This is a genomic window from Pseudomonas sp. P5_A12, from assembly GCF_056400685.1.
Map to the genome: position 1 here is coordinate 1 of NZ_JBFUKU010000135.1, position 14,857 is coordinate 14,857.

General features: G+C 59.2%; 13 protein-coding genes. 8 read left to right on the forward strand and 5 right to left on the reverse strand.

The genetic code is table 11. The annotated features are described in order from the left end of the window. The 5 genes from AC1DSG_RS18145 to AC1DSG_RS18165 all read left to right on the forward strand — a co-directional run. Positions 1-831, forward strand: an 831-nt coding sequence (locus AC1DSG_RS18145) for an AraC family transcriptional regulator (protein WP_477792114.1), incomplete at its 5' end; no start/stop codon positions are given. Positions 832-1,063: 232 nt separating this feature from the next. Then, entirely contained in the window at positions 1,064-2,968 is a 1,905-nt protein-coding gene (locus AC1DSG_RS18150) for a DUF1302 domain-containing protein (RefSeq protein WP_477792115.1), read from the forward strand. A gap of 37 nt (positions 2,969-3,005) precedes the next feature. Then, complete coding sequence (locus AC1DSG_RS18155) at positions 3,006-4,364, forward strand: DUF1329 domain-containing protein (protein WP_477792116.1); 1,359 nt, start codon at positions 3,006-3,008, stop codon at positions 4,362-4,364. A 150-nt stretch (positions 4,365-4,514) separates the two neighbouring features. Further along, a complete protein-coding gene (locus AC1DSG_RS18160; RefSeq protein ID WP_477792117.1) occupies positions 4,515-5,213 on the forward strand; it encodes an NAD(P)H-dependent oxidoreductase in 699 nt (232 codons plus the stop codon). A gap of 116 nt (positions 5,214-5,329) precedes the next feature. Then, positions 5,330-6,547: a DUF3422 domain-containing protein gene (locus tag AC1DSG_RS18165; RefSeq protein WP_477792118.1), complete on the forward strand. Its 1,218-nt coding sequence runs from the start codon at positions 5,330-5,332 to the stop codon at positions 6,545-6,547. A gap of 168 nt (positions 6,548-6,715) precedes the next feature. Here the strand turns inward: AC1DSG_RS18165 and AC1DSG_RS18170 are convergent, their stop codons facing one another. Further along, entirely contained in the window at positions 6,716-8,131 is a 1,416-nt protein-coding gene (locus AC1DSG_RS18170; RefSeq protein WP_477792119.1) for a purine-cytosine permease family protein, read from the reverse strand. A 250-nt stretch (positions 8,132-8,381) separates the two neighbouring features. On the opposite strand from AC1DSG_RS18170, the gene AC1DSG_RS18175 reads away from it, so the two are divergent. After that, the gene (locus AC1DSG_RS18175; protein WP_477792120.1) at positions 8,382-9,293 is read left to right on the forward strand and encodes a LysR substrate-binding domain-containing protein; all 912 of its coding nucleotides are present in this window, start codon (positions 8,382-8,384) and stop codon (positions 9,291-9,293) included. A gap of 75 nt (positions 9,294-9,368) precedes the next feature. Here the strand turns inward: AC1DSG_RS18175 and argE are convergent, their stop codons facing one another. From argE to AC1DSG_RS18195, 4 genes are read right to left on the reverse strand one after another with little or no spacing between them, the layout of a single operon-like run. Then, positions 9,369-10,514: an acetylornithine deacetylase gene (argE, locus tag AC1DSG_RS18180; RefSeq protein ID WP_477792121.1), complete on the reverse strand. Its 1,146-nt coding sequence runs from the start codon at positions 10,512-10,514 to the stop codon at positions 9,369-9,371. Then, on the reverse strand, positions 10,511-11,188 hold the full coding sequence (locus tag AC1DSG_RS18185; RefSeq protein WP_477792122.1) for a DUF1028 domain-containing protein: 678 nt from the start codon (positions 11,186-11,188) through the stop codon (positions 10,511-10,513). Before AC1DSG_RS18185 ends, argE begins: the two co-directional genes overlap by 4 nt. Positions 11,189-11,199: 11 nt before the next feature. Then, positions 11,200-11,610: a RidA family protein gene (locus AC1DSG_RS18190; RefSeq protein WP_477792123.1), complete on the reverse strand. Its 411-nt coding sequence runs from the start codon at positions 11,608-11,610 to the stop codon at positions 11,200-11,202. Between the two features lie 23 nt (positions 11,611-11,633). Beyond that, positions 11,634-12,965, reverse strand: a complete 1,332-nt coding sequence (locus AC1DSG_RS18195) for a flavin-containing monooxygenase (RefSeq protein WP_477792124.1) — start codon at positions 12,963-12,965, stop codon at positions 11,634-11,636. Between the two features lie 153 nt (positions 12,966-13,118). Between AC1DSG_RS18195 and AC1DSG_RS18200 the strand changes: the two genes are divergently transcribed. Both AC1DSG_RS18200 and AC1DSG_RS18205 read left to right on the forward strand, forming a co-directional pair. Further along, a complete protein-coding gene (locus tag AC1DSG_RS18200) occupies positions 13,119-13,958 on the forward strand; it encodes a helix-turn-helix domain-containing protein (protein ID WP_477792125.1) in 840 nt (279 codons plus the stop codon). A gap of 30 nt (positions 13,959-13,988) precedes the next feature. After that, positions 13,989-14,857, forward strand: an 869-nt coding sequence (locus AC1DSG_RS18205; RefSeq protein ID WP_477792126.1) for an aminotransferase class III-fold pyridoxal phosphate-dependent enzyme, incomplete at its 3' end; no start/stop codon positions are given.

Sequence of the window (14,857 nt, forward strand, 5' to 3'; positions counted from 1 at the left end):
ACCTTTGGCCTGCGCATGGCAGAGGCCCGGCGCATGTCGGATATCGGTGTCGTCAGTTTGCTGCTCAGTCATCAGCGCACGCTGCGCGATATGTTGCACACCAGTATCGAGTATCGGCACCTGCTCAACCGGACGCTTGCCATGAACCTGGAGACCGTGGGTAAGTTGGTACTGATCCGCGAGGAGGTCATGGCGGAGGCGGGCGTGCCCAAGCGTCAAGCCACCGAATTGGCGATCGGGATCCTGCACCGTACGTGCAAATCCGTCATGGGCAGTCTCTGGAATCCGTCGAGTGTCCATTTCAGCCATGAAGCGCCGGCCAGCCAAAAGGAACATGCGCGGTTCTTTCGTTGCCGGGTGGTGTTCGATGCCGAGTTCGATGGCATCGTCTGCAGTAAAGAGGACATTGATCTACCCAATCCACAGGCCGACCCGGCAATGGTTGGCTATGCGCGCCAATTCATGGATTCGATGGCTGGCGGCAACGAACACTCGGTGATTTTCGACGTGCGCAAGGCGATCTATTTGTTGTTGCCGGTCGGGCGCGCCACGATCCATCAGGTCGCTTACGCACAAGCCGTCAGCGTGCGAACCCTGCAACGTGAACTCGACGAAGTGGGCCTGACATTTTCCGCATTGCTCAACGCTGTGCGTCGCGAACTGGCGTTGCGTTACATGGAAAACCGGAACTATTCCCTGCAGCGCGTGGGCATGATGCTCGGTTATACGGTGCCGACTTCATTCACTCGCTGGTTTAGCGCCGAGTTCGGTTGTTCGCCCCGAGAGTGGCGAAGCCGCAGCAAACAGGCTGGCAGCGATTTGCCTGCGTGACCCCCTCTGACGTTTTCCGGGACGGCCTGTCGGACGTCCCGAAATGTCAAATCGATGCCCCGGTAAGTCAATCCCGATCACAGCGATGCTCATAAAGTGAGTTCCGGGACTAGCGCTTACCCATCCGTAGCCTGAACCCCCTATTACCTGTCGTCAGTCTCAAGGCTCGAGCACGCCAATCCGCCATGCCTGACGTCAAGCCACAACAAAAACAATAAAGGTGTATCACCCGATGAAAAGTCGCAACCTCCTGACTGCGCGACGTCAACTGCTGGCCACGGCTATCCTGGCCACGAGTCTGCCGGCTGCCCATGCTTTCGAGTTTGACACTGGCAGCGAAGACTGGTCCGTGCGTTTCGACAACACCGTCAAGTACAACTATGGCGTGCGTACGGAAAGTGCCGACAAGCGCCTCCTGGGGACGCCCAACAGTAACGACGGTGATTACAATTTCCGCAAGGCCGGCACCAACATCACCAACCGTGTCGACCTGCTGTCTGAATTGGATGTGGTCTACCAGAACAACATGGGCTTTCGTGTCAGCACCGCGAGTTGGTACGACAAGGCTTATGAGAATACCGGCTCCAACTCCAACCCGTTCGTCAACGGCAACGATGAGTATTCGTCGATTTCCGGTTTTGGCGGGCGTCCGCCAGCCCCCGCGATTTTCGGCAGCCCGCACCTGAGCAACTATGCCCAGCGTTACTACAGCGGCCCGTCCGGTGAAGTCCTCGATGCCTTCGTGTTCTACAACACCCAGGTGGGGGAGGAGTCCCAGCTCAGTATCAAGGCGGGCCAACACAACGTGTTCTGGGGCGAGACGATCCTCAACCCGGTGCACTCGATCAGCTATGGTCAGTCCGGTCTCGACCTCGCCAAGCTGGCGGCGTCGCCGGGCACCGAAGCCAAGGAACTGTTCGTTCCGCGCAACCAGATTTCAACCACGTTTAACCTGAACCCCGAACTGACCTTTGGCGCTCAATATTTCCTTGATTGGGACGGCGCGCGCCTGCCTGAGGCCGGTACCTACTACAGTGGGTCCGACGTGGTGGGCTTCGGCGCGCAGTCGTTCCTGCTGGGGCATACCGGCGGGGCAGGGCTGGCGGGTCCGAACGGCACTCTGACCACCGTCCGCCGTGGCCATGACTACACCCCGGATAATCAGGGTGACTGGGGGCTGATGCTCAAATGGTCGCCCGAGTGGCTGGACGGCACGTTGGGCGCCTACTACCGCAAGACCTCGGACATTCTTCCGCAAGCCGTCCTGGACACTCGAGGCCTGACCAGTGTGGGCGGTTTAACAGGGCTGCGTAACTCCATCAGCACCACCTCGTACGAGTTTGCCTATGGCGATGACATCGACATCTACGGTCTGAGTCTGTCCAAGGAAATCGGCGGCGTCAGCGTCGGCAGTGATTTGAACATTCGTCACAACATGCCGCTGTCCAGCATTCCGGCGATCATCAGTGCCCCGGGCGCCGCTGGGTTGCAGGCCGGTCTTGGCTTGCTCCCCCCGCGCAGTCCAGGCACCGGCGTGATTACCGATGTGCCTCGCGACGGTGACAGCCTGGCCGCCACCGGCGACACGCTGCACTGGACCATCAACGGCCTGGTCTCGATTGCCGACACCCCGCTGTTCGATTCGGCCACCCTGCTGGGCGAGCTGTACTACAGCAACCTGCTCAAGCTCGATGACAAGAACGAAGCGCTCTACAAGGGCAAAGGCACCTATCGCGGCGTCGACAAACCGACCCGCGATAACTGGGGTGTCGCGGTCAACTTCACACCGACCTGGTACCAGGTGTTTCCCGGTGTGGACCTGAGCGCACCGCTGTCGGTCAACGTCGGCATCGACGGTGTTTCGCCTGTCGTAGCGGGCGGGGCGGAAGATGGCGGCAACTACGCCGTCGGGGTCAGCGCTGCCATCTACAACCAGTATTACGTTGACCTCAAATACGTCGATGCCTTCGGCAAAACCAGCCAATGCAACGACGGCGCCACCGATGGTTCAACCCCTAACGCCCTTGATGGCACGCAGCGTTACACCTGCTATGGGGGTGGCTACGCGTCTGCCTCCGGCTCCGGTAATACCGAGGATCGGGGCGCTCTCTACCTGACCCTGAAAACCACCTTCTGATCCACCCATTGCCTTGTGCAAGCAGGAGAACAATAAGATGAAATTCGCCTATACCCTGATCGCCGCCTCCATGGCCATGGCCCTTGCGGCGCCTTCACACGCAGCCGTCGATGCCGGCGAAGCGGCCAAACTGGGTAACCAGTTGACCCAGATCGGCGCTGAAAAAGCCGGTAACGCCGACGGTTCGATTCCGGCATATCAGGGTGGCCTGACCACCCCGCCCGCCAACTTCAAGACAGGCGACAGATTGCGTCCCGATCCGTTCGCAGCTGAAAAGCCGCTGCTGGTGATCGACGGCAAGAACGTCAACCAGTACAAGGGGCAGCTGACCGCTGTGACCGCCGAGTTGGCCAAGCGTTATCCGAGCTTTCGCATCGAGGTTTTTCCCACCCACCGCACGGCTGCGCTGCCTAAAGGTGTGTTGGACAACACGGTAAAAAATGCCACTGCGGCGCGTTCGGCTAACGGCGGCAATGCCATCGAGAATGCCCTGCCAGGCATACCGTTTCCGATCCCCAAGACCGGCGCCGAGGCCATCTGGAACCACTTGCTGCGCTACCAGGGTGTCAACATCCAGAGCAAGTATGACAACTGGAACGTCGACTCCGCCGGTGTCGCCAGCCTGGCCACGACCGGCAGCGCGCAGATCAACTACGCCGCCTATGATGACCTGGCCAAACCGCTGGCGGCCGCCGACACTTATTACCAGATCAAGTTGGCCTACACCGGCCCGGCCCGTCGTGCCGGTGAGGCTGTGCTGCTGCGCGACGCGGTCAACCCGCTGGAGCAACCGCGCCGGGGCTGGCAATACCTGCCGGGGCAGCGCCGTGTGAAGTTGGCACCGAGCCTGGCTTACGATACGCCGAACCCTGGTACCGCTGGCGCCGCCACCTGGGACGATGCATTCGTGTTCAACGGAGCGCTGGATCGCTACGACTGGAAGTTGGTCGGCAAGCAGGAAATGATCGTTCCCTATAACGCGTATCGTGTGACCTATCAGGGCGATCTGAAGCCGATGATGACCCCCAATCACTTGGCTCCTGAGTTCGTTCGCTGGGAGAAACACCGTGTATGGGTGGTGGAGGCGACGCTGAAACCGGGTGCCCGTCATATCTACGCCAAACGCCGCTTTTACCTGGACGAAGACAGCTGGATCGCTCTGGCCTCCGACCAATACGATGCGAGCGGTCAGCTGTATCGCGGCGTCTTCACTTTCCTTAGCCAAAGCTATGACCAGCAAGTACCGGACGCCACGCCTTATCTGAGCTATGACCTGATCGGCGGCACCTACAGCGCCGTCGGCCTGCCTGGTCCCTACGGCGGCATCAAATACAGCGAGGCACTGACCAAGACCCAGTGGTCACCTGAATCGCTGGCAGGTGCCGGCATCCGCTAACAGCTTCTTCTCCGCTACTGCCGATTGTTGATCGCGCAGTATTTTGCGCCGGCTTGTACTCGTGTACACACCGGCGCCTTTTTTTTTGAACGGCGCACGAATCAGTCGACGCGTCAGTGAACTCCGCTACTCGAACCTCAAGGAATCACCATGAATGTATTAATCGTCCATGCCCATCCCGAGCCGAAATCCTTTACCGCTGCACTGCGCGACCAAGCGGTTGAAACCTTGCAGGCTCAAGGGCATCAGGTCCGGGTCTCCGATCTGTACGCGATGCAGTGGAATCCGGTGGTCAGTGCCGAGGACTTCTGCGCCAGGGAAAATCCCGAGTACCTGATCTACGCGCTAGAGCAACGACGCAACAGCAAAGAGCAGACGCTCGCCGCCGATATCCAACAAGAGTTGGACAAGCTGCTATGGGCGGATCTGCTGATCCTCAACTTTCCGATTTACTGGTTCTCGACACCGGCCATCCTCAAGGGCTGGATTGATCGCGTGCTGGTCTCCGGCATCTGCTACGGCGGTWAMCGCTTCTACGATCAAGGTGGCCTGAGCGGCAAAAAAGCACTGGTGGCCGTGACGTTGGGCGGGCGTGAACACATGTTCGGCGAGCGGGCGATTCATGGTCCCCTGGAGGACATGTTGCGTCCGCTCTTGCGCGGGACGTTGGCTTACGTCGGGTTAGAGGTGCTGAAGCCTTTTGTCGGTTGGCATGTCCCTTACATCAGCGCTGAAGCTCGACAGGAATTCTTGCTCAGCTATCGCCAGCGCCTGGAGAACATTGACGCAGATGAGCCCATCGAGTACCCACGCTTGAGTCAATTCGATGATCGGCTTTATCCCCTCTGAGCCATTTCCGGGCGGGCGAGTGATTGCAAAAAGAACCGCGATTATCGTCACTTGGTGGTGACTCATGAGTTCGTCAAACAGTCCCACCAAAAACAACTCCAACATGGCCACTCAACATGCACCCGTTACGACAAAGCCTGCATAACGAACTACACGCGCGCCCGTCACTGTATTTCGATGAGCCGGCCCATGTGTTTCATCTGGCCTTTCTCGCTAGCGATCAGGAGTGCAATGCATTCCTGCAAAACTGCTGCCCTGACTCCCTCGACCTGAATGCCGCCCAAGGTATTACTCGACTCGATGGTCATGCCCTGAAATGGGAACGCCATGCCGAGTTTTTCACCCTGACCCTGGTGGTCACTTCATCCACCAATGACCTGTCCTGGACAACGCTGCCCGAGGTGCTGGCACGAAAGGTCGAAGGGCATTTGTCGACGCTCATCAACTCGGTGCAAATCGTAGTGCGTGGTGAAGCCGACCTGGATCTTTCCCGTTACGGCTTCAAGGACCCGAGCGGTTCTTGCGTGGGCGGCGGCGATGCGGTGGTCTGGAGCGATTTTCGGATCAGCGAGGAGGGCAACAACCACCTGTTGTTCGTCAACCGACGCCTGAATGCCTACCGCCAGGGTCGAATGATACGTCGCCTTCTGGAAATCGAGACCTATCGGATGATGGCCTCGTTATCCTTGACCATGGCCAAATCCTTGAGCGCGCAGCTCGATATTTTTGACAAGACCCTGGTCACACTCTCCGAACGTAACGCCCATGCCGACGGTGATAATGCGAAAGCCCTGCTTGCAGATATTTCCAACCTCTCTGCCCAAGTGGTCAGTAGCACTGCGAAAACCCGCCACCGCTTCAGTGCTACTCAGGCCTATGCTCAGCTGGTGTTTGAACGCTTGGGAGAGTTGCGGGAAAGTCACGTGGGCGATTGCCAGCGCCTTGGCGTGTTTATCGAGCGCCGCTTCAAACCCACCGTCAGGTATTGCTCCGCCACCGAACAGCGATTGGAGCACCTGGCCAAAAGCGTGGCCAACCTGGGCGATCTGTTACAGGCTCGGGTTCAAGTCGAAATGGAAGAACAGAACTCGGAAATTCTCAAAAGCCTGAACGCCCGCGCCGATGCTCAGATCAAGATCCAGCGCGCAGTGGAAGGTCTGTCGATTATTGCGATTACCTACTACCTGATTAACCTGTTCAAACTTGGCTACTCGGGGTTGCACTTGCTTGGCGTTGCAGTGGCCCCGCGAGAGGCCATGCTGGCAATGACGCCGCTGGCGATCGGCGTTCTTGCGTTGATTGTGCTTCGTATCAAGAAAGTCAAAGAGCATTGAGGCGATTGTTCTGATGCGCACTTTTATACGCAGGGTGCGTGGACTTCCACGACGGGTCATACCAGGGCAGGCGCCTGAATGACCCGTGCGGTAAACCAATGTTCAGCGCTTGACCCCGATGCTCGTGATGAAACGAGTGATCCAGGATCGAGCGCTGCCGTTGTAATGTCAGACACTGCCGACCAATTTCCCCTCATTCATCCGGCGCTTGTACGCACTGTCCCGATTTGCCAACCAGAAATACAACGGCGAAGTCACCACCAGCCCGACCACCCAGGACAAGTCGGCGCCGTTGATGTGTTCTGAAATCGGGCCGACATACAACGGTGTGTTCATGAAAGGAATCTGCACCGCAATACCGACCGCGTACGCCAGCAATGCCTGCGGGTTGTAGCGCCCATAAATCCCGCCATCCACGCGGAAGATCGAGGCAATGTCGTACTTGCCTTTATGGATAGCGTAGAAGTCGATCAGGTTGATTGCCGTCCAAGGCACCAGCACTACCAACAACACCAGCACCATATCGACGAAGTGGCCGATAAAGTCTTTTGAGGCGAAAACCGCTGCAATCGCACAGGCTGCCAGTACGAGGATGGAGATCACCGCCCGGCTTTTCGCGGTGGGGATCCAGCGATACGCAAAGGTCTGCACCAGGGTGATGATCGACAGCACCGCGCCATACAAATTGAGGGCGTTATGGCTGATCACGCTGAGCAGGAACAGCACCAACATCAACGGGCCGATAGAGCCGGTGGAAAGTTTGACGGCGTCCATCGTGTCCATGCCGACCGGGGTGGCAAGTACCGCGACGGCGCCGAAGATGAACGACAGGCTGGAGCCCAGTGCCGAGCCCAGGTAAGTGGTCCAGAAAGTGGACGCGACTGGAACGTCAGCCGGCAGGTAGCGCGAGTAATCCGACACGTAGGGCGCGAAGGCGATCTGCCACAGCGCAGCCAGAGACACGGTAGCCAGCCAGCCGGAAATGTTGAATTCACCGCGGGTCAGAAAGTCCGTGGTCTGGATATGGGTAAAGATATAGCCAAACCCCAATACGATGCCGGCGCCCAGTACCCAGGTACCGATGCGGTTGAGCACATGGATAAAGCGGTAACCGATGATGCCGATGATCCCGGAGCCGATGGCGCCGATCACGATGCCCACGGGCACGGGCACTGCGTCGACCACACCGTGCAAGGATTTACCCGCCAGCACGATGTTGGAGGCAAAGAAGCCGATGTACATGACGCCGGCGATCACCACCACCAGCAATGCGCCGAGGGAGCCGAACTGGGCGCGGCTCTGGATCATTTGCGGGATGCCCATCTGCGGGCCCTGGGCCGAGTGCAACGCCATCAACACGCCGCCGACCAGGTGGCCGACGAGGATGGCGACGATGCCCCAGATCAGGTTCAGGTGGAACAGTTGCACGCCCAGTGCGCCGGTCACGATCGGCAATGGCGCGATGTTGCCGCCGAACCACAGGGTGAAAAGATCTCTTACCTTTCCATGGCGATCTTCAGGGGGCACGTATCCAATCGTGTGTTTTTCAATAAGCGGGGCGGAGGATGTCGCAGTGGTGACCATGAGGAACTCCAAGGCAAGGTGAGTACGTGGACGTACTTCGCAGTGCGCCGCCTGCGCGACGCTTTGTTGTTGGAGTGATGATCTGTAATGGCGGCAGGCAGGTAAATTAGTAAGTTTGTTGCTATAGACCTTAAAAAAAGTATCTCGCCGGCCTTTTTGCTCCGGTATGTTGCATGCACCGTGATTGCTGAAGAAAACAGCTTTTTTTTGCACTTGTTTGGGGTGAATTCCCACGTTTAACGAGGTTCCGATGGCTGCCTACAACCTGCGCCAACTCAGATATTTTGTTACCACGGCCGAGTGCGGCAGCGTCGCCGAGGCGTCGCGCAAGCTGTATATCGCGCAGCCGTCGGTCTCCACCGCGATCAAGCAGTTGGAAGACAGCTTTGGTGTGCAGCTGTTTATTCGCCATCACGCTCAAGGCGTGTCGTTGACGCCCAGCGGTGCACGGTTTTATCGCAAGGCGCAGGAGCTTTTGCGGGTGGCCCATGAGTTCGAGCAGAACGCCCTGGCGGACAACGACGTGGTGGCGGGGCAGATCGATATCGGCTGCTTTGAAACCGTGGCACCGCTGTACTTGCCGCGCTTGATCGCCGGCTTCAAGGCGCGTTGGCCGGGGGTGGAGATTCGGATTCGCGATGGCGAGCAACAGGAACTGGTACAGGCGCTGACGGCAGGCAGTATCGATGTGGCCATGCTGTACGAGCATGACTTGGGCGGCGCCATTGAAACCACGCCATTGATGCCACCGCAACAGCCRTATGCGTTGTTGCCGGCGGATCACCGTTTTGCACAGCAGCCCAAGGTGTCGCTGGCGGACCTGGTGCTGGAACCGATGATTTTGCTTGACGTTCTGCCCAGCCGGACCTACTTCGTAAGCATCTTTGAAGAGCGCGGGTTGACGCCGAATATCGTGTTCAGCTCGCCGTCGATCGAGATGGTGCGGGGGATGGTTGGGCGGGGGTTCGGGTTTTCGATATTGGTGACCAAGCCGTTCACCGAGTACACCTACGATGGGCAGAAAGTCGTCTGTGTGCCGCTGGCCGAAACCGTCACMGGTTCAGGTTTGTCGGCGGTGTGGTTGCGCCGTTCGCCCCTGAACAAACCCGCGCAGTTATTTGTCGACTACTGCCGCGAAGAACTCGCGCGACTATTGGGCTAAACCCAGGATTAAAAATGTGGGAGGGGGCTCTTRCCCCTCCCACATTTGATTTTTGGTGTCTGGTAGACAGGCTGCTCAGGCGCGGATTGATTCCAGCATCCGCAGTAGCATCGCATCACACCCCGCTAATTGCGCCACACTCACAAACTCATCCGGCTTATGCCCCTGGTCCATGCTCCCGGGCCCGCACACCACCGTGGGAATGCCCGCCGCATCGAACAATCCGCCCTCAGTACCAAACGCTACCGTGCCAAACTCCCGCGAACCGGAAAACGCCGCGATCAATTCTGCCGCCTGGCTGCGTTCGTCGGTGACCAGGCCTGGGTAAGCGGACAACTCGGTAAAACGAATCGCACTCTGGCGACTGACTGCCTGCATGCGCGGCAGCACTTTTTGCATGGCATAAGCCTGCAACTCCTCAGCGACCTCACCCGGATCCTGGGACGGCAAGGCACGAATCTCAAAATCAAACCGACAATCTGCCGGCACGATATTCAGCGCCTTGCCGCCACTGATCACCCCGGTCTGCACCGTGCTGAATGGTGGATCGAAACGCGCATCCTGGGTGTCCCGCAGGCGTTGCCCGATTCTTCCCAATTCACCAATCAACTCCGCCGCATGTTCGATGGCGTTCACCCCATACGGCGCATAGGCCGAGTGACACGCCTCGCCATGCACATCACAGCGCATGGCCAGCTTGCCCTTATGGCCGAGCACCGGCTTGAGCTCGGTCGGTTCACCGATAATGCACAGCATCGGCTTCACCGGCCGTTGCTCAAGCACCTTGAGCAACGAACGCACACCGAGGCAGCCGACTTCTTCGTCGTACGACAGGGCGATATGCACCGGGATCCGCAGCGGCGCCTTCACCAATGCCGGCACCAGCGCCAGCACACAGGCGATATAGCCCTTCATGTCTGCCGTGCCCCGGCCAAACAGCTTGCCGTCGCGCTCAGTCAGCTCGAATGGCGGTACCGTCCATGGCTGCCCATCCACCGGCACTACATCGGTATGCCCTGAAAGTGCGATGCCCGGCAATTCCACCGGGCCGATGCTGGCAAACAGATTGGCCTTGCTTCGCTCCTCGTTGTAGACCAGCTCGCTGGCCACACCGAAACCCGCCAAGTAATCGTGCACAAACTCGATCAGATGCAGGTTGGATTCGCGGCTGGTGGTATCAAACCCCACCAGCGTCTGCAGCAGTTCGCGGCTGCTGCTCATCGGTCATCACCGGCCACGCCGTAGCCCGGGGAGCGATCGGGGGCGAGGGCGCGGTCGATGTAGTCCTGGACTTGCGGGCGGTAGGCGTCCCATAGTCTTTGAAGGTCACCGACAGGATTCTCGTCGGCCCAATCCACTCGCAGGTTGATGATCGGCCATGTCAGCTCACCGACCACCACCAGTGCAGCAGAGTGCACCGGACCGGCCTCGCCGCCAGCAGCGATGGCCGCATGCATCGCGGCCAGCAGGCGATCGGCCAATTGGCCTTCGCCTTGCTCGAAAGCGCTGACCATCGCCTCGATCACCCCGCGGTCGGCGAGCATGTTGCCCGCCGCCACGCACTGCTCGCCCGACACCGCATTATGGGTGCCGAGGGTTTCGCTGCCGCTGAAATGCACGGAGCGCCCCAGGTGATCAATCGCCGTCAGCTGTCGGTATTGGCTGTAGCCATTGCTGGTCAGGGCCTTGTCGAGCGCTTCGGCCGGGGCGAGGCCCTGTTCCAGCAGATCAAGCACGTCAGGACCCAGGGCCGGCAAGGTGATGTTCTGGGTCGACACCGCGCCGACACCAGGGCGCAGCCATGGGCAACGGGCACCCACGGCGATGCTGGATGAACTGATGGCAATGCCCAGTTGGCCAGTGTCCGCACACCGGCCCACGATTGAAAAGGTCATGGGAAGCCTCCTTACCCCGGGATAACCGCGATGACATCGATTTCCATCAACCACTGCGGCTGACCCAGGGCCGACACCACTAGCCCGGTGGAGATCGGGAATACACCCTTGAGCCATTTACCGACTTCCTGGTACACCGGYTCGCGGTAGCGCGGGTCAATCAGGTAAGTGGTGGTTTTGACGATATGGCTCAGGTCGCTGCCGGCTTCTTCCAGCAGTTGCTTGACGTTCTTCATCGCCTGTTCGGTCTGGGCGCGCGGGTCGCCGAGGCCAATCAGGTTACCCTCGAAATCAGTGCCCACCTGGCCGCGCACATACACGGTATTGCCGGCGCGTACGGCCTGGCACAGGTCGTTGTCCAGGCTTTGGTTAGGGTAGGTTTCCTTGGTGTTGAACATACGGATACGAGTGTGAGTAGGCATCAAAAAACTCCGGGAAAAAGGGATCAGGCGTTGACAGGGGACTGACGAACCACCGGGGCGGCGTCGCGGTACTCAAGGTATTGGCGCTGAATGGCGATATGGTCGGCGACGTACTTGGCGTCGTGCCACACGCCCCAGATAAACGACGAGCCACGGCGCGACTGCCACGGCAAACCGAGGAAATAGATCCCGGATTCGCTGGAGACGCCGCGCTGATGCAAGGGCTTGCCGGCGGCGTCAAACGCATCGACCTTCAGCCAGCTGTAGTCCACGGCAAACCCTGTGGCCCAGATGATCGAGGTGATGCCGGCTTTGTCGAGGTCCAGTTCCAGAATCGGCTTCTTGATACAGTCGGCGTCGGGAAACACGCGACGGGCTTCAGGCTCCAGCGGCAAGTCCAGGCCGTTGCGCTCCACGTAGGCGTCGGCCGCATCCAGCAAGGCCAGGTAGTTTTCATCGCCACGCGCCAGGTTTTCCACCAGGTTGGGCTGGAAGCTGGCGAGGTTGCCGCTGAACGATTGCGTGAGGCCAACCAGGGTCATGCCTTGCTGGGCCAGCTCACGGAAGTCGATTGTCTTGCCGCCGTGTGCACCGCTCACTGCAATGGTTACGTGCTCACGGCCGGGTTTCATCGCCGCTTGGTCCCATTCGCCCAACACCCCCAGCCACCAGCAGAAATCCCGGTTGCGATAGGCGCGGGGCGGGCGGTCGTGGGCGCCGACCGACAGGTACACCTGGCGTCCGGAACGCTGCAACTCATCGGCGATCTGCACACCGGAAGAGCCTGCACCGACCACCAGCACGGCACCGGCCGGCAGTTGGGCAGGGTTGCGATAATCGGCAGAGTGGATCTGATGCAGCGCGGAGCCTTCAGGTGCAATCGGGGGAATCACCGGTTTTTGGAACGGCCCGGTGGCTGCCACCACGCGGTTGGCTTCGATCACGCCTTCGCTGGTGTGCACGGTAAAGCCTGGGCGGCCGACATTACGCACCACCGAGAGTACATCCACGCCGGTACGGATCGGCGCATTGAACTTGCGGGCATAAGCTTCAAAGTAATCGGCGACGCGTTCTTTGGGGGCGAAGCCATCGGCGGCGACGTCATCGAATTTCAGGCCTGGAAAACGGTCATGCCAGGCCGGACCGTTAGCCACCAACGAATCCCAGCGGCCGGTGCGCCAGCGCTCGGCAATGCGGCTGCGCTCCAGCACCAGATGCGGCACGCCTTGTTTGCTCAGGTGCTCACTCATGGCCACGCCAGCCTGACCGGCTCCCACTACCAGGGTGTCTGTTTTTGTTATTGCTTCAGTCATGTGTCTGTCCTTGCGTAATGCAGTTGGATTCAGTTCGTGCATGACTTCAAGGCTAGGGGGAGGGGGGCGGTTAAYAAAATATTATTAAGCTGGGAAGTGAGCATAAATATCGGATGCAGGCTCACCCTATAGGGGGATTTCGATGGTTTCCCGGGTGTGGGACGATCTCTAACGTTCTTTCAGCGAGTCTTCAAAGTGGAAAACGACCGGCTTACTTCTGCGCAATGGTTTGAACAGATCGCCAAGGTAACCGAGAGCATCGGACAAGCGAGCTTCGCCGCCACTTTGTTCGAGGCCCTCGGTTGTATCTGGCYGATCCAGGCCACCACGCTCTACCTGTATCCCCACGGTGGCATGCCCAGCGCATTGTTTGAACTGGAAGGCCCATGGCTGCCGCAGGGTAATGTGCGTCAGTACCTGTCGGGCTTCTATTTGCTCGATCCGTTTTACGGCGCGTGCATAGAGGGCGTCGGCTCCGGGTGTTACGACCTTGCCGATGTCGCCCCCGATCATTTCGAGCTCAGCGAGTACTTCCAGTCGTTTTACCGACATTCGCACCTGGAGGATGAGTTGAACTACATCCTGCAGTCCAACAACGGGTTGAGTCTGGCGGTATCACTGGCATTTACGCAGAAGCTGGACGCGGCCACCACCCAACAATTCAAGCGTATAGCGCCCTGGGTGCTGGCGGTGTTGGGCAAACACTTCGTTGGTCTGGAAGCGCAGGGTTCGCGCTTCGAAAGCCTGCTGGAGCAGCGTATTCACTCGGCGCTGAACAATTTTGGCTCGTCGATCCTGACCGAGCGCGAATGTCGTATCGCCCAATTGATCCTGCGTGGGCACTCCACCCGCTCGCTTGCCGAGCGCCTGGGAGTATCGGAAGACACCATCAAATCCCACCGCAAAAACATCTACAGCAAGCTCGATATCGGTGCGCAATCGGAACTGTTTTCGCTGTTCATCGATTCGTTGGCCGAGGCACAGGGCGTGCTGAGCAAGGACCCCCTTGAAAGCTACATGAACAAAATCCGCTGAGCGGATGACGACTAACAAGAGAGGAAAAACATGAACCTGCCATTCGAACCCAAACGCCAGACCCATGACTATCAGAAGTCCGACGCGGCCCACCACATCCACGCGTTTGTGGATCAAAAGGCGCTGAATGCCGAAGGCCCGCGCGTGATGGTGCGTGGTGAGGGCCTGTATCTGTGGGACAGTGAAGGTAAGCGTTATCTGGACGGCATGTCGGGCCTGTGGTGCACCCAGCTCGGTTATGGGCGAAAGGACCTGACCGCCGCCGCCGCCGCGCAGATGGACCAGTTGGCGTACTACAACATGTTCTTCCACACCACTCATCCGGCAGTGATCGAGCTGTCCGAGCTGCTGTTCAGCCTGCTCCCGGGCCACTACAGTCACGTGATCTACACCAACTCCGGCTCCGAAGCCAACGAGGTGCTGATCCGTACCGTTCGCCGCTACTGGCAAGTGGTCGGCCAACCCAAGAAAAAGATCATGATCGGTCGCTGGAATGGCTATCACGGCTCCACCCTGGCGGCTTCTGCGCTGGGCGGCATGAAATTCATGCACGAGATGGGCGGCATGATTCCGGACGTGGCGCACATCGATGAGCCCTACTGGTACGCACAGGGCGGCGACTTGACTCCGGCCGAGTTCGGTCGTCGCTGCGCCTTGCAACTGGAAGAAAAGATTCTCGAACTGGGCGCCGAAAATGTGGCGGGCTTTATCGCCGAACCCTTCCAGGGCGCAGGCGGGATGATTTTCCCGCCGCAAAGCTACTGGCCGGAAATCCAGCGCATCTGCCGTCAATACGATGTGCTGCTGTGCGCCGATGAGGTGATTGGCGGTTTTGGTCGCACGGGCGAGTGGTTTGCCCACGAGTATTTCGGCTTCGAGCCCGACACCCTGTCGATTGC